The sequence below is a fragment of the Bradyrhizobium sp. HKCCYLS20291 genome (assembly GCF_051167715.1).
GTDB lineage: Bacteria > Pseudomonadota > Alphaproteobacteria > Rhizobiales > Xanthobacteraceae > Bradyrhizobium.
Map to the genome: position 1 here is coordinate 450,132 of NZ_JBNPTO010000005.1, position 15,401 is coordinate 465,532.

Genomic DNA, 15,401 nt, shown 5'->3' on the forward strand with positions numbered 1-15,401 from the left:
CAATCAGCCTTGCGATCGGCGCTCGGATCAGTATGAGGCGCGCTCCGTAGACTCAGGCGCGTCCGCCACGGAAGATAGCGACCGTATCCCCTCCGTGAGCTGCCCTGCGACCGTCAGTGCCCCACCTGTTCTGGCGCCGAAAGCCGACCACACGTCAGAAATCGCCAGTCCTTCACTGTCTTATATCTCTGAGCGAGGCACGCTCGTAGCACCGCTGAGCATGACAGAGCTAGAACCTCTCACCGATCGACTGATTTTCCTGGAAGCCGGGTCTGGGTGATTTGGTCGACCGGTCTCCTCGCTCGCTCTCAGCCCCGCCTCTCTTGCTGACCGGATCTATCTATCCGCGGCTCGACTGCTGATCCATTTTATGATTTTCGGCCACACTTGGTCATGCGCTCGCCTCCCGACGAGAATGCCGAGATGCTGCAGGCCAATGCCGCGCTCTCCAGGATAGACGATGATCTGAAATCTTCCAGCGCCGAGCACGTCCCTGATGGGGCTCACCGAACTCAACGGCGCGACGGGATCTGCGGCATTGGCGATAGCGAGAACCGGAGCCGAGATCCGTTCCGGTCCTATGGTCGATGCACCGATCTGCAAGATCCCGCGACGGAAGCAATCCTGCTTGTATAGCAATTCTACCACCTCGCTCACCAGCCTTCCGGGCAGAGCGATCTCATCGAGCGCCCAACGTTCGATGCGCGTTTGAATGTCGACCACGAAGGGATCACCTCCGGAGACTCCGGCAGCCAACAGGCGGGACCAGACAAACGCATAGGGCGATATCAGAGCACTTGCCTGCGACAGAATCGACCCGGGAAAGGGGTGTAGATTCGGCACGTGCTCTGGCACGAGCGTCATCAGCGCGTCGCGAAACGGGCTGCTCCCGAAACACAGCGGCACACCGAGCAGGACCAGCCCGGCGATTGCGGGTCGCTCCTTAGCCGCAAATAGCGTCGCCAGCGTACCTCCGAGCGAGTGCCCCATGAGTATGGGCCTCGGTTGATCGGATCGCTGCTCGATGGCAGCCAGCGCAGCTTCGATCGCCCGTACATACTCAGCCAGGCCAACATCGGCCGTTTCAGCAGATGCTGGCATCCACTCCAACAGGTAGACGTGGAGGCTAGCTTCGAGACATCGCCGAATGGCGCTCACCACTGGCAACAAATCCCAGATATAGGGACGCTTGATCGGCGCAGCGACGATGAGAACCGGCTGCATTTGATCGCCACCACCATAGTCTCTGAGCATCCAGTGAGAGCCGGCGAGCTGAACGCGATAGGGCGTCTCCCTCGGTCCAAAACCGAGCATGTCCAGCAGATCCCCCTGCATGCGGCGTGATCGGTCGAGCAGACTGAAGCTCCAGCGGACCGCATCCAACGACGTCACACGACTAAGCCTTTGGCTTGCTTCATTGAACTCTCCGGTCAGGCCCGAGAGACACTCGCAGTTCACAACTGCGCTTTACAGCACGGCAAGGCGGCATAAGAAGCACCTCGCCGGTCGCGCTCGACGACGTTGATTACTGGCACGGATGTTGTAGTCCGTCTTCGCCTCGATACAGAGTACCTGGTCTGCAGACAATTCCGTTTCTGGCTGCACAATCATCCCAGCTTCGATATCCGTATAGCGAATATGGACCGCCAGCTCCTGACGGACCTGGTTCCTTCGTGCTTGAGCCTCCCAATATGTGATCGTCCCGTTGTCAACTCCCGCCGGCTCGACATCACCGACGTGGGACCTCGGCGGACTACGCCGTGACTCGGTTGGGACGTTCTGGCTCGCTTCTTTTCGTGCCTTGTGCGCCGCCTGCGCGGCCGAGACGCACATGATAAGAACGAGACTCGCCATCATCGAGCGGATGATGGCCTTGCAGACCATCGTCTTACCATTTGCATTGCGTGCATTGGCGCGCAATTCGCACGAATGAAGCGAGGCGCATGCGTATTTTATTCTCATCGAGATATTTCCATCTTAGTCCCCGTAAAATTCTGGCTTCAACGTACGCCGCCGACTTTGCGTCAAATCAAGATCGTCGCGCGGATCGGTTGCTGGTCAACGGCTTCATCAGTATATCCCGTTGCAAATTCGATGGTTCGTAGTTCTGTGCAGATTTGTTGGGCTCGAGGGCCCCTTCGCGCTGACAATCAAATAACTATCAGCCTCACTGATAAATTTGGCTTTACATTTCCGCCTCTGCACTCTCCACCTCAGACAAAAATGCACAAAGTCGGAATAGAAGCTCATGGCTGGCTGTGATCTATATGATATGGACAGCCAAGTTGGGGGGACAAATGTTGCTATGGCGTCTAAGTCAGTCCGTGCCAATTCACGATCGAATCTCCGCGTGGACGAAAAGGATTCGGCGGAAAGCTTTGCAGAAGCAGCGATCAGGACCACCTCTCGGCAAGTCGCAGCGGGACGATCTTTCGGTTCGTATCGAGAGATGGGTGTATTCGCGAGGCTTGCGACCGCCGGATTAGCTGTATCTGCATGATGCTGCTCGGCGAGCAGACGGCCTTTCGCTCACGAACCTCTGGCGATGGGTCGTCTGATGATCATTGGTCCCGGTGCTTGAACTACTCAGTGGCTCCCACGATCCGATGCTCTGGCTGGTGCCGTTGTCAGGCGGCCTTCCGCCGGTATTGACGATCGGCATAGTTCGACTTGGGCGTCGAAGCCATGCGCGCCTACGCTGAAGAGCCGAACCGGCTGAACCGCGAGCGGCGCGCCAGCGCTGATCGCTGGCGCGACGAGTTGATGAAGGTCGAACAGCGGATCCAAGGACTCGTCGAGGCGGTAAGGAGCGCAAAGATGCGACTGAGACACACTACTCGTGAAGCTATTGCGCAGCTTCTAAGCGCAATTCAGCTTGAGATTGGAGATGAGCGAACGTCGGGCCGGTCCGACTGGCGGCGTAATCGAGCGAGCACGAAGTGAGACAGTTTCGGCAGCAAAGGCGCAGCATGCGCCTAAGCGCGGCGGGCGAAGCCGGCTCACCAGCCTTGACTGGACCTCGCGCGGCTCGGCTCTTCGGCTTCGGCACGCCTATGGCTTCTTGTGAGTGGGACTGTTCTGATCAGAAAGGCGAAGCAAACGGCAGGTCAGCTTTTCGCTGGAGACCAGAAGCGATCCTACCCGATCCGAGGCGACGCGATTGACCCAAAGCTGCTTCATTAGCAAATTGGCTCATGCATTTGCATGCAAATGTCTCATGGCATGCATTACATCCCCTTCGCCTAACATATCGCTAACGCACGCATTCCCGTATCACCGGTCAGCGCAGGGGGTGAGCGGCGAAGGCTTGGGGCCACGGAATCTGCTGCCAGGGCACGGGTGAGACGACAGGCTGCGGAGCCGTTTTGGGCGGCGGGCAGGTGTCCAGCAGCAACTTCAGGGCGTTCTGCAGGCCGTCGCCGTCGACCGGGAACGTCGCGTCGTCTGCACGCGCGACGTTCGATGGGCCCTCGACCAATTCGGCAGCCGACGTCGCCAGCGCCCGCGCCTGGCCGAAGTCGAGCAACACGCCCCACGTTTCACGGCTGTCTGATCGGCGCGGCGGCGAGAGGAAGTTCAACCGGACCTCCCGGCTCACCAGCGCCAGCGATGCAGATCCGGCGCCGGCGGGCGCATTGCGCTCGACATCAAGCTCGAAACGGTCCTGATTGAAGCAAACGAGCTGAAAGCGCGTGGCGCGGAACGACGCCTCGCCTTCCTTGCGGACGAGAATGGTCTTGGAGGCGACGCCGCGATTGGCCGCCTCGAACATCCAGGGGCTCTCGATCCGCTCGCGCCGATCGAGCGCAAAGCTCGCGATCTCCTCGCGCGTCAAGTTGCGCATGCCCTCGAAGGGAACTGAGCGCGACACGGTCCATAGGCGCGGATCCGCGCCGAGCTTGCTGATATAGTCGAGCACCATCCGGTCCAATCGCGCCATGGCCTGCTGCATCGGCTGTGCGCGCACCTCGTAGGTCAGCGAGCCGCCGGTGAAGTTCATGACGCGCGGCGAATGCACCGCGAGCGTTGCGTCCGGGGCGATCTCGCGGCTCGGCGCGCCCAGGATCAGGTAGGGACAGGCCGAGTTGCACATCGTCCCGCGCGTCCAGACCTCACCGTGCAGCTCACGCCCGGACTGCTTGAGCCTGGTGCAGGTCTCGCCGTCCTGGGCCTCGAAGCCGCACTCGCGCAAGGTGGTGCGGCCGATGCGAACCACGGCCTCGCGCTCGCGCAGAAGGGTGCCGATGGCGAGCGCCTGCTCGAGAATGCCGCCCAGAGAATTGAAGTAGATCGGCAGCTTACGGTTACCGATCTGCTTCATGAACTTGCGGAAACGCGCCGCCGCGCCGGGGTCGATCGTGCCCTCGGCCGCGATCCAGCTGTCGCAACCAGCACCACAGGCATCGGCGGAGCCTCTGACGAGGGCAAACGAAATCGGCACGAGGCCGTGAAATAGACCAGGGGGAGCACCATCGGCATCGCGCAGACGATGGAGGCCATCGCCAGGCCGAGCTGATCTAGCCGGAGCGTGGGCAGCGCGGGACGATGGTCGCGCGGGACGCGCGGCGAGCTTGAGCTGTGTGGCGGGCTTCGTCATCGCAGCCGGCTTGATCGCCGCCGGCGCGGCTGCAAACGACGTACCGCTCGACAGCACGAACCCGAGCAGCAATGCCGCAAAACAAATGCCACGGGGCCAACAAACAGAGAGCGGCATCTTCCCTGCAGACACCATCGTCAACACGTCCCCACGCCCCAACACACGAAGTTGTATCATATCGGCCCGCCGCGGCAACGCGAATGGATGGCTGGGCCAAGCTCGGCCATGACGACGGAAAATTACTGACGCAACGTCGGGCCGCGCTCGAGTTGGCGCACGCGGGCCTCGTGATCGGCGAGGCTTTGCTGTTGGGCGATCAGCTGCTGGCATCACGAGGCGGTCTGTGAGGTGGCGGGCACCCCCGTCCCGGCCATCATGCTGCAGAACTGAACTTCTTTTTCTTCGCTGTTGCATCCAGCTTTACGGCTCGATCTGGGCAACCATTCCTCTCGCCTACTCCGTTAGGATAACCGTGGGGCATGATCAGCGCGGTCGATATTTGCGAGGTGTGCCCCGCCGAAGACGACGGGGCTCCTTACGCGTGCAACATCCTGGAGCACGACCGTGCGGACCCGTGATCACAAATGGTACTTGCCGGCGACTCCAGATAGAGCGATCTTGCGTCTCGCACTCGCACTTGCTCGGATAGCGGCGAGGGAAGATCATGAACGCGAGATCGCAGCGAAGGAAAGCGGCACCTGTTCTGACGCGAAGACTTTCTACCTCGACTCGATCGAGCGGGCGGTTCTTGGCGGTCTGCGTACCGAAATGCGCTCGCCGAAGGTGATTGCGGAGTATGTGACGACTTACCTGGAGGAGAGGAAGCGGTTGGCAGCTTCAGCCAGCGCTAACAGAGGGCGATTGGAACAGCAACTCGGGCAACTGAACCGCGAGATCGATCGGCTGGTTGACGCCATTGCCAAGGGGTATGGAGATCCTTCGGTTCTCGGCCCGCGGTCCACGGCTCTGGATGCCGATCGGAAGCGGATTATGGCTGAGCTGCAAAGCCAGCTCCCTGCCCCGCAGCCGATCGCGCTCCACCCCGTCATTCTAAGGCGATACGAAGAGCAGTTGATGCGGCTCGAGAGTGCGCTCGGCAAAGGTGTGAGCGCAGGTGACGATGAGGCTGCCGAAGCAATCCGAGATCTTGTGGAGACGGTGACGGTGTTGCGAGATGACACACGCCCGGGCGGGGTATGTGTCGAGATTGCAGGCCGTCTCAACTCGCTGATTGGCGGGGAGGCATACCCAAGCAGCGTGAAGGGAGTGTGGGGAAAGGTGGTAGCGGGGGAGGGACTCGAACCCCCGACCCCAGGATTATGATTCCCGTGCTCTAACCAGCTGAGCTACCCCGCCACGGTGTCCGATCAAGGAGAGTCCAGCGACGTGCGCGGTGGGCCTTGCGAACGGGCGGCATATAAGGAGCCGGCTCGGTTGCTGTCAAGCATGGCTCGCAGCCGCCAGAGGTTTTCCGACAGCGGGATTTCTGTCCGACTCGTCAACACGTTGCGGACACAACCGCACGCGGCGGAACGGCATTCGTCGCGTGTGGTCAGCCACAGCCCGAATCTCCTGCGGCGAATTATCCTATTTCGGTTGCACGTTGGGATTGCCGCCGGGGCTACCGGGCGGCGGGATCACCGGCGTGGTGCCGCCCTCTGGGGTCGGCGCATGCATCTCGGAATCGACCCCGCTCGGCGGACACAGCACGCCGTTGGTCTTGGCGAGCTTGTCGCCCAGCGGCTCGCCGGCGCGGCCAGTGGTGATGCCGTCGGGCGTCGGCGTCGCACGCTCGTTCGGTGCGCAGGCCGCATTCGCATCGGGAGCCGGCGCCGTCGCCTGTGGCGGGGTGGCCGGGGTTGGCGGCGCCTGGGCGTGGGCTGCGGCTGAGGCCGATGCCAGCACGAAGGAGAGAAACAAGGATTGCTTGATGCTCATGGCGGGGCAACGCGGGGCCGGCGCGGGCGTTCCCGCGCCGAAGCGGCGCAGCCGCAATCCGCCGATCAGCCCTTGCGATAGCGGATCAGCGAGAAATGCCCGAGCGGCGGCATCGGCCGGCGTTCGGCCAGCGTGACGCCGCCGTGTTTCGCTGCCCAGTTCACCAGCCGCGCCCACGGGAACTCCGGCCGCCAGCCGAGCCGGCGCGCGATTGGCGCGAAGGCCAGCTCGAAGATCCGCCGCGGCCCGCTCTCGGCGCCGATGTGGTTGACCAGGATCAGTTCGCCACCCGGCTTGAGCACGCGGACGAAATCATCCAGCGTCGCTTCGGGATCCGGCACCGCCGTGATCACATATTGCGCGACCACGGCATCGAAGAAGTCGTTGGGAAAAGCGAGATGCTTCGCATCCATCACCGCGAGCGTCTCGACGTTGAACAGCTTCAGCTCGCGCACCCGCGCCTGCGCCCGCCGCAACATCGGCTCGGAGATGTCGACGCCGCAGATCCTGGTGGTGCGGGCATAGTCCGACAGCGACAGGCCGGTGCCGACACCGACGTCGAGAATGCGGCCGCCGATGCGATCGGCTTCCGCGATGGTCGATTGGCGCCCCTGATCGAAGACCTTGCCGAACACCAGATCATAGATCGGCGCCCAGCGCTCGTAGGCCTTTTCGACCCCCGCGCGGTCGATGTCCCCCATGCCCCTGCCCTGAATTGATGGATGCTGATCAGCCGCGAACCGGCTCGGCCACGCGCTGCGGCCGGATGGCGTTGCCGCCGGCGCTGCTGCTCTCCGCAACAGCGCTCTGGATGAAGCCGCCGCCGAGCACGCGGGCGCGGCCGGAGGCGGCTTCGTAGAACACGCAGGCCTGGCCGGGCGAAACGCCCTCCTCGCCGCCGACCAGTTCGACTTCATAATGACCATCGGCGCCGCGCAGCCAGGCCGGCTGCGGCGCACGGGTCGAGCGCACGCGCACGAACAGTTCGAGACCGTCGCGGGCGGCGGCATCCAGCGCGCCGTCGCCGATCCAGTTGACCTCGCGCAGCGTGATGCGATGCGTGCGCAGCGCCTCGCGCGGACCGACCACGATGCGGCGGGTCGCAACGTCGAGCTTGACCACATAGAGCGGCGCGCCCGCGGCGATGCCGAGCCCCTTGCGCTGGCCGATCGTGTAGTTGGCGATGCCCTGATGCGTGCCGAGCACGCGGCCATTGAGATCGACGATCTCGCCGGGCTCCATCGCGTTCGGGCGCAGCTTGCCGATGATGTCGGTGTAGCGGCCGGTCGGCACGAAGCAGATGTCCTGGCTGTCGTGCTTGTCGGCGACCTCCAGGCCGAAGCGGCGCGCCAGCTCGCGCACCTCCGGCTTGGTCATGTCGCCGAGCGGAAAGCGTAAGTAATCGAGCTGCTCGCGCGTCGTCGCGAACAGGAAATAGCTCTGGTCGCGATCGGAATCGGCGGCGCAGACCAGCGCACGCGATCCGTTCGACAGCCCGCGCGAGGCGACATAATGGCCGGTCGCGAGCACGGAGGCGCCGAGCTCGCGCGCGGTCTTCAGGAGATCGCCGAACTTGATGGCGCGGTTGCATTCGATGCACGGCACCGGCGTCTCGCCCGAGGCGTAGCTGGCGGCGAAATTGTCGATCACCGACTCGCGGAAGCGATCCTCGTAGTCCAGCACATAGTGCGGGATACCGAGCCGCTCGGCGACGTTGCGGGCGTCGTGAATGTCCTGGCCGGCGCAGCAGGCGCCCTTGCGGTGGGTCGCCGCGCCATGATCGTAGAGCTGCAGGGTAATGCCGACGACGTCGTAACCTTCCGACTTCAACAGCGCGGCCGTGACCGACGAGTCCACGCCACCGGACATGGCGACGACGACCCTGGTGTCTTCAGGCCGGCCTTCGAGATCGAGACTGTTGAGCATGATCAGGTCACTGCGATCGCGGCATCAGGCCGAAGGTTCCCGGTGTGGGAACACCCCGCATGCGCCGTGTTTGCGGATGGCTTGCCTCCCGCGATCTTCCGGGCAAGCCTGCCTGATCGGAAAACGGCGCAAGAAGCTGACATCTTTAATATAGGTGCGCATCCTGCGAAGCAATCGCGCTAGCCGCGGACCTCGACGGCAAATCTTGCCGGCCGGGCAGAAAAAGCGGGGGCGAGGCCGCGCCCCGGTTCAACCGACGTCCGAACAACCGATTGAAGTTGCAACAGTTTTAAGATTCGCCACGCTTGGCCCGCTCCTTGCTGACCTGCCTCGTCGAGTTCATTGCGAGAGGTTCCAAGGTGTTCAGCGTCACGTCAGACATCCAGACCGGTACGACCCTGCGGACAGCCACGCCGAAGCCGTCCCGTTCGGACGCGCCGCCGCCGTCCGACAGCTTCTCGGCGCTGGTCGATGCCGCGACGCCGCCGGAGAGTTCGAGCACACCGCCGCCGGCTTCGCCGGCGCCGCGCAGCAGCGCGCCGGATGCCGGCCGCGCGCCCGCGCGCGCCGACGCCGACCGCAACAGCCCGTCCAGGGCTCAGGATAGCGGCCAGGACAACACCGCCGACAAGGCTGACGGCAGCGCCTCACGCAACGACAGCGCCGCGTCCGATGCGACGGGCACGGCTGACAAATCGGCCAAGGCCACAACCGACAGGCCGGACGGCACCGACGGCAACACCGCAGACGCCAAGTCTGCCGGCAACAAGGACGGCGACCAGAGCGGCGCCGATGCCACGGCTGCGGCGCAGGCCGCAGTCGATCAGGCGACCTTGGCGCCGGTCGCGGTCGCGATCCCCACAGACATCACGCTGGCCAGCCCCGCGACCGGCGGTGCAGCGGCAAATGGCGACGGCCTCTCGACTGCGCCGACTGCAGCCGCGCCGGTCGGAACCGCCACCCCGATCCAGCAGGGCACCGTCGACGCCGCCGCCGGCCTGATGGCCGCAGCGGCGAAAGCGACTGGCGCCAGCAAGACACCCGACGAGAAAACTGCGACGGCGACCACGACTGCGGCGGGCGCCGATACGGCAGCCACCGCGTCCGGCGAAGCATCGGCCTCGCCCGATCAGACCTTCACCGCCACACTCGATTCGGCCACTCCGGGCGCAGCCAAGGCAGCCGGCAAGCCGGGCACGCCGGCGAAATCCGGCGTTACCGCCGCCGACGCCGGCAAGACGCCGCAGCATGGCGCCGGCAATCTGCAGGGCCCGCAGCAGACGAATCATTCCGGCCTGACCCCGCCCCCTGCCACTGCCGCCAAGTCTGAGACGGTGGAAGGGGCCGAAGCCGCCAAGGCCACCGGCAACGCGCCGGCGCCCGCCTCGCACGAGCGCAATACCGTTCAGGCCGGCCCCCAGAACAACGTTCCGGCTCCCGATCCGGCCGCGCAGGCCGTCGCCGCGCCGCAGCCGCAACTGTCGACGCCGACCACATCGGCCAGCCAGCTCACCGCGGCCAACCTGACCGCGACCGCGGCAACGGCGGCTGCCGTGCCGCTGCACGGCCTCGCGGTCGAGATCGCGGCGTCAGCGCTCAACGGCAAGAGCCGCTTCGAGATCAGGCTCGATCCAGCCGAGCTCGGCCGCATCGACGTCCGCATCGATGTCGACCGCAACGGCCAGGTCACCTCGCATCTGCGGGTCGAAAAGCCGGAGACGCTGGCGATGCTGCAGCAGACCGCGCCGCAGCTGCAGCAGGCGCTGCAGGACGCCGGTCTCAAGAGCAATAACAGCGGGCTGCAATTCTCGCTTCGTGACCAGAACTCGTCCAGCCAGAACGGCGGCGACTATCAACAGAATGGCAACTCGCAACGCCTGATCGTGACCGAGGACGAAAACGTCCCGGTCCAGCTCGCCGGCCGGTCCTATGGACGGATGTTCGGCGCGCAGGGCGGCGTAGACATCAGGGTGTAACAGGAGGCTTCCATGGCAATTGGTGACGCAATCACGGCAAGCCCGGCAGTCTCGGGCACGACCAAGACCACCACCAGCACCACATCCACCGGCAGCATGGGCACGACCGCGGGGTCGACCATCGCGGGCAATTTCCAGACCTTCCTGACGCTGCTGACGACGCAGCTGCAGAACCAGAACCCGCTCGATCCGCTGGACACCAACCAGTTCACCCAGCAGCTGGTGCAGTTCGCCGGCGTCGAGCAGCAGCTGAAGACAAACGACCAGCTGGCCTCCCTGCTCACGCTGCAGCAGACCACGCAGGCCACCCAGGCGCTGGCCTTCGTCGGCAAGACCGCGGTCGTCAACGGCTCCCAGACGGCGCTTGCCAGCGGCAAGGCCGACTGGAACGTCAGCATCCCCAAGGACTGCACGATGACGGCGACGATCACCAACAGCGTCGGCCAGACCGTCTTCAGCGGCACCTACAACGGCACCGCCGGCGACAACCAGCCCTACACCTGGAACGGCCAGGGCAGCGACGGCACCCAGTGGCCGGACGGCCAGTACAAGCTCACCATCACCGCCAAGGACAACTCGGGCCAACCGGTGGCGGTCTCGACCCAGGTCCAGGGCACCGTCTCGTCGGTCGACCTGACCCAGCAGCCGCCGATGCTGTCGATCGGCGGCCAGACCTACACCATGAACCAGATCCAGCGGATCGTTAACTAGCCGTTAAGACGGCGCGCCGCACTTAAGACTGCGGATACATTTGCGGCTGAGCTTGAACATCAAGCTCAGCCAAGACGGCGACACATCGGCGTAAGCGCCGGAAATTCTTAACCTATCATTTACCACGTTTTCGCTCCCGGAGCCGTTTGGCGCCGGGAGCGCTGGCATTTGCGCCGAGAACCGCATTCGCGCCCTTTGCTTAGGCAAATTTTAAGCGAGGCGGCGTAGGTTCTTACCGTGAGTTCAGTGGTTAAGAGTTTGTGAGTACGCCATGACAGAACCCCATCGCCCGAGGGTGAAATACGTCATCGGGCCTGACGGCAGCCCGCTCACCATCGCGGATTTGCCTGCGCCAGGCACCAAGAGGTGGGTCATACGCCGCAAGGCCGAAGTCGTTGCCGCGGTCCGCGGCGGATTGTTGTCCCTCGAAGAAGCGTGCAGTCGCTACACCCTGACCGTCGACGAATTCCTGTCGTGGCAGTTCTCGATCGACCAGCATGGTCTCGCCGGCCTGCGCACCACCCGAATTCAGCAATATCGCCAATAAAGCGTTAACGACGCGACCGGAATTCTTCGAAAATCGGCTTGGCTCCGCCAAGCCGATTTTTTGCATGTCGACACTTTGTTAGGACCCATTAACCGTCGTTAACCATATCGAAACCTTCCCATAGGCAATAATTGCCCAGTGGTTCGATTCAACCTGCGCGACGTGTCCGCCACACCGCGGCAGCCAGGCTGAAACCGGATCGCCACCTGGAATGCGGGTGCCGGCGAGGGTTTAAGGATTGAATTTCGCGATCTCTGCAACCGGTCTTAAAGACCCGCGAAGCTCAAATCACCTTCAGCAGCCACCCGTCGAATGCCGAACTATGGGGCAGTTGCTTGCAAGGTCTCTTGGACTTCCTGAAGAGTTTGGGCGCCGCGCGGCTCACCGCCATGCTGGCGGTCACCGCCGCTTTGATCGGCTTCTTCGGCTTCGTCATCATGCGCGTGACGGCGCCGCAGCTGACGACCCTGTTCACCGACCTCAGCATGGACGACTCCTCCAGCATTATCAAAGACCTGGAACGCCAGGGCATTCCGTTCGAGATCCGCAATGAAGGCAGCGTGATCCTGGTTCCGAAGGACAAGGTGACCCGGCTGCGCATGAAGCTCGCCGAGGGCGGCCTGCCCAAGGGCGGCGGCGTCGGCTACGAGATCTTCGACAAGTCGGACGCGCTGGGCACCACGAGCTTCGTTCAGAACATCAACCATCTGCGGGCGCTCGAGGGCGAGCTCGCCCGCACCATCCGCGCCATCGACCGCGTTCAACAAGCCCGCGTCCACCTGGTTCTCCCCGAGCGGCCGCTGTTCTCGCGCGAGACCCCGGAGCCGTCGGCCTCGATCGTCGTGCGCGTGCGCGGCGCCCTCGAAGCCAACCAAATTCGCGCCATCCGCCACCTCGTCGCCTCGGCCGTGAACGGCCTCAAGCCGCAGCGGGTGTCGATCGTCGACGAGGCCGGACAGCTGCTCGCCGACGGTACCCAGACCGACATCGACCAGCAGGTCGGCGACGAGCGCCGGAGCGCCTTCGAGAAGCGGATGCGCAAGCAGGTCGAGGACATCGTGTCCTCGGTGGTCGGATCGGGCCGCGCCCGCGTCCAGCTCTCGGCCGATTTCGACTTCAATCGCATCACCCAGACCTCGGACCGCTACGATCCCGAAGGCCGGGTGCTCAGGTCGAGCCAGACCCGCGAAGAGCAGTCGGCCACCTCGGAGAATAACGGTCAGGTCACGGTCAACAACGAATTGCCCGGCGCCCAGCAGAACCAGGGGCAGCAGCAGCCCAAGGACCAGAGCAAGAAGACCGAAGAGACCAACAATTACGAGATCTCCCGCACCACCAAGACCGAAGTCACCGAGGCGGGCCGGGTCAATCGCATCTCGGTCGCGGTCCTGGTCGACGGCGCCTACACCAAGAACGAGAAGGGTGAGCTGGTCTACAAAGAGCGCGGCAAGGACGAACTCGATCGCATTGCGGCGCTGGTCCGCTCCGCAATCGGCTTCGACCAGAAGCGCGGCGACCAGGTCGAGGTGGTCAACCTGAAATTCGCCGACGCCCCGACCGTGCCGCAGATCAACGAGCCCACCGGCTTCCTCGGCATGCTCCACTTCACCAAGGATGACGTGATGTACGTCATCGAGCTCGCCGTGATGATGCTGCTCGGCATCGTCGTGGTGTTCATGGTGGTCCGTCCGCTGGTGAAGAAGATCATCTCCACCGACGAGGTCGCCGCAGCGATGAACGCCACGACGCCGGCCCTCACCGACGAGACCGCGCAGACGCAGGCCCATGCGCAGCAGACCGCAAACATGATCGACGTCGCCCAGGTGCAAGGCCAGGTTCACGCCCAGTCCGTTCACCGGGTGGGCGAACTGGCCGATCGCAACCCGGGTGAAGCCGCCGCCATCATCCGCCAGTGGCTCGCCGAGCCGCAGAACTGATCCAACGACGTGAACCATCTGAACTGAGAAGAACGTAATCGCATGTCGCTCCCGCAGACGCAGAACGCCAACGCCAACGACATCTCCACCGTCATCGCGACGCTCGCGAGCCGCCAGGCCGGCCGCGAGAAGAGCGAGCCCTTGTCCGGCCCGCGCCGCGCAGCCGTGATGATGCTCGCGCTCGGCGAACAGTACGGCGGCAAGATCTGGCAGCAGCTCGACGATGACGAGGTGCGCGAATTGTCGCTGGCGATGTCGACGCTCGGCACCGTCGAGGCCGACGTCGTCGAGGACCTGATGCTGGAATTCGTCTCGCGCATGTCGGCCTCGGGCGCGCTGATGGGCAATTTCGACGCCACCGAGCGGCTGTTGCAGCAGTACCTACCGGCCGAGCGCGTCACCGGCATCATGGACGAGATCCGCGGCCCTGCCGGCCGCAACATGTGGGAGAAGCTCTCCAACGTTCAGGAGGAGGTGCTGGCGAACTATCTCAAGAACGAGTACCCGCAGACCATCGCGGTCGTGCTGTCCAAGCTGAAGCCGGAGCATGCGGCGCGCGTGCTCGCGATCCTGCCGGAGGACATGGCGCTCGACGTCATCGGCCGCATGCTGCGCATGGAGGCCGTGCAGAAGGAGGTCATCGAGCGCGTCGAGCAGACCCTGCGCGTCGAGTTCATGTCGAACCTGTCGCAGACCCGCCGCCGCGACGCTCACGAGGTGATGGCCGAGATCTTCAACAATTTCGACCGCCAGACCGAAACCCGCTTCATCACCTCGCTGGAAGAAGAGAATCGCGAATCCGCCGAGCGCATCAAGGCGCTGATGTTCACCTTCGACGACCTGATCAAGCTCGACTCCGCTTCCGCCCAGACGCTGCTGCGCAACGTCGACAAGGACAAGCTCGGCGTGGCGCTGAAGAGCGCCAACGAGGAGGTGCGCAACTTCTTCTTCGGCAACATGTCCTCCCGCGCCGCCAAGATGCTGCAGGACGACATGGCCGCGATGGGACCGGTGCGCCTGCGCGACGTCGACGAGGCGCAGGCCCTGCTCGTCAACCTCGCCAAGGACCTCGCCGCCAAGGGCGAGATCATGCTCAGCAAGAACCGCGCCGACGACGAACTGGTGTATTGATGGCTCAGCCAGCGAAGTTCCTGTTCGATACCGACTTTGCCGCGCCGGAAAAGACCCGCGAGCGCGCGGCGACGACCGCGGAGATCGCACAGAAGGTCGCAGCCGCCGAGGCCGCCGCCTACCGCAACGGCTACGAGGCGGCGCAGCGCGAAGCCAAGGTCGAGGCCGACCGCCGCGTCGCCGCGGCGCTGGAGCAGATCAACATCCAGCTGCAGGGCATCACCGCGCGCTTCTCCGGCATCGAGGCGCGGATGGAGACGGAGGCCGTGGACGTCGCGGTGGCCGTCGCCCGCAAGCTGTGCGCTGCCCTGGTTGCCGCCGAGCCGCTCGGCGAGATCACCGGCCTGGTGCACGACTGTTTCGCTCATCTGGTGGCGACACCGCATCTCGTGCTGCGCATCAACGACTCGCTCTACGAACTCGCCCACGAGAAGATCGAGAAGCTCGCCAAGCAGAGCGGCTTCGAGGGGCGCCTCGTGATCCTGGCCGAGCCGGAGATCGCGACCGGAGACTGCCGGATCGAATGGGCCGACGGCGGCGTCGTGCTGGATCGCGCCGCCATCGATGCCAAGGTCAACGAACTGGTCGGACGCTACATGGCGTCCAGGAATAGCTAGGCCGCAGCCGTGGCCGAGGGA

Annotated in this window: 14 protein-coding genes and 1 tRNA gene; 8 read left to right on the top strand and 7 right to left on the bottom strand. The window is 64.1% G+C overall.

Features of this window, described 5'->3' with window-relative positions:
• Positions 1 to 336: 336 nt before the first annotated feature.
• Both ACQR07_RS14985 and ACQR07_RS14990 read right to left on the bottom strand, forming a co-directional pair.
• Positions 337 to 1,392 (bottom strand): alpha/beta fold hydrolase, encoded by a 1,056-nt coding sequence (locus ACQR07_RS14985; protein WP_434903036.1) that lies wholly within the window; start codon positions 1,390 to 1,392, stop codon positions 337 to 339.
• Between the two features lie 75 nt (positions 1,393 to 1,467).
• The gene (locus tag ACQR07_RS14990) at positions 1,468 to 1,962 is read right to left on the bottom strand and encodes a hypothetical protein (RefSeq protein WP_434903037.1); all 495 of its coding nucleotides are present in this window, start codon (positions 1,960 to 1,962) and stop codon (positions 1,468 to 1,470) included.
• 708 nt (positions 1,963 to 2,670) lie between these two features.
• Here ACQR07_RS14990 and ACQR07_RS14995 point away from each other — a divergent pair.
• Positions 2,671 to 2,943, top strand: coding sequence for a hypothetical protein (locus ACQR07_RS14995; RefSeq protein ID WP_434903038.1), 273 nt, complete (start codon positions 2,671 to 2,673; stop codon positions 2,941 to 2,943).
• Between the two features lie 337 nt (positions 2,944 to 3,280).
• Here ACQR07_RS14995 and ACQR07_RS15000 read toward each other — a convergent pair whose 3' ends face one another.
• Positions 3,281 to 4,714, bottom strand: a complete 1,434-nt coding sequence (locus ACQR07_RS15000; protein WP_434903039.1) for a hypothetical protein — start codon at positions 4,712 to 4,714, stop codon at positions 3,281 to 3,283.
• An 83-nt stretch (positions 4,715 to 4,797) separates the two neighbouring features.
• On the opposite strand from ACQR07_RS15000, the gene ACQR07_RS15005 reads away from it, so the two are divergent.
• On the top strand, positions 4,798 to 4,944 hold the full coding sequence (locus ACQR07_RS15005; RefSeq protein WP_434903040.1) for a hypothetical protein: 147 nt from the start codon (positions 4,798 to 4,800) through the stop codon (positions 4,942 to 4,944).
• Between the two features lie 932 nt (positions 4,945 to 5,876).
• Here the strand turns inward: ACQR07_RS15005 and ACQR07_RS15010 are convergent.
• The 4 genes from ACQR07_RS15010 to mnmA all read right to left on the bottom strand — a co-directional run bounded on the left by ACQR07_RS15010 (position 5,877) and on the right by mnmA (position 8,461).
• Positions 5,877 to 5,953 (bottom strand) — tRNA-Met (locus ACQR07_RS15010).
• 231 nt (positions 5,954 to 6,184) lie between these two features.
• On the bottom strand, positions 6,185 to 6,535 hold the full coding sequence (locus tag ACQR07_RS15015) for a hypothetical protein (protein WP_434903041.1): 351 nt from the start codon (positions 6,533 to 6,535) through the stop codon (positions 6,185 to 6,187).
• Between the two features lie 65 nt (positions 6,536 to 6,600).
• A complete protein-coding gene (locus tag ACQR07_RS15020; protein WP_434903042.1) occupies positions 6,601 to 7,236 on the bottom strand; it encodes a class I SAM-dependent methyltransferase in 636 nt (211 codons plus the stop codon).
• 28 nt (positions 7,237 to 7,264) lie between these two features.
• Positions 7,265 to 8,461: a tRNA 2-thiouridine(34) synthase MnmA gene (gene mnmA, locus ACQR07_RS15025; protein ID WP_434903043.1), complete on the bottom strand. Its 1,197-nt coding sequence runs from the start codon at positions 8,459 to 8,461 to the stop codon at positions 7,265 to 7,267.
• A gap of 359 nt (positions 8,462 to 8,820) precedes the next feature.
• Between mnmA and ACQR07_RS15030 the strand changes: the two genes are divergently transcribed.
• The 6 genes from ACQR07_RS15030 (at position 8,821) to ACQR07_RS15055 (ending at position 15,380) form a co-directional block, all read left to right on the top strand.
• Complete coding sequence (locus ACQR07_RS15030) at positions 8,821 to 10,437, top strand: flagellar hook-length control protein FliK (RefSeq protein WP_434903082.1); 1,617 nt, start codon at positions 8,821 to 8,823, stop codon at positions 10,435 to 10,437.
• A 12-nt stretch (positions 10,438 to 10,449) separates the two neighbouring features.
• Positions 10,450 to 11,148, top strand: coding sequence for a flagellar hook assembly protein FlgD (locus ACQR07_RS15035; protein WP_434903044.1), 699 nt, complete (start codon positions 10,450 to 10,452; stop codon positions 11,146 to 11,148).
• Between the two features lie 271 nt (positions 11,149 to 11,419).
• Entirely contained in the window at positions 11,420 to 11,695 is a 276-nt protein-coding gene (locus ACQR07_RS15040) for a DUF1153 domain-containing protein (protein WP_002714638.1), read from the top strand.
• Between the two features lie 335 nt (positions 11,696 to 12,030).
• Entirely contained in the window at positions 12,031 to 13,632 is a 1,602-nt protein-coding gene (gene fliF / locus ACQR07_RS15045; protein ID WP_434903045.1) for a flagellar basal-body MS-ring/collar protein FliF, read from the top strand.
• 42 nt (positions 13,633 to 13,674) lie between these two features.
• Positions 13,675 to 14,763, top strand: coding sequence for a flagellar motor switch protein FliG (gene fliG / locus ACQR07_RS15050; protein ID WP_434903046.1), 1,089 nt, complete (start codon positions 13,675 to 13,677; stop codon positions 14,761 to 14,763).
• Positions 14,763 to 15,380, top strand: a complete 618-nt coding sequence (locus tag ACQR07_RS15055; RefSeq protein ID WP_434903047.1) for a FliH/SctL family protein — start codon at positions 14,763 to 14,765, stop codon at positions 15,378 to 15,380. Before fliG ends, ACQR07_RS15055 begins: the two co-directional genes overlap by 1 nt.
• The last annotated feature ends 21 nt before the right edge of the window (positions 15,381 to 15,401 follow it).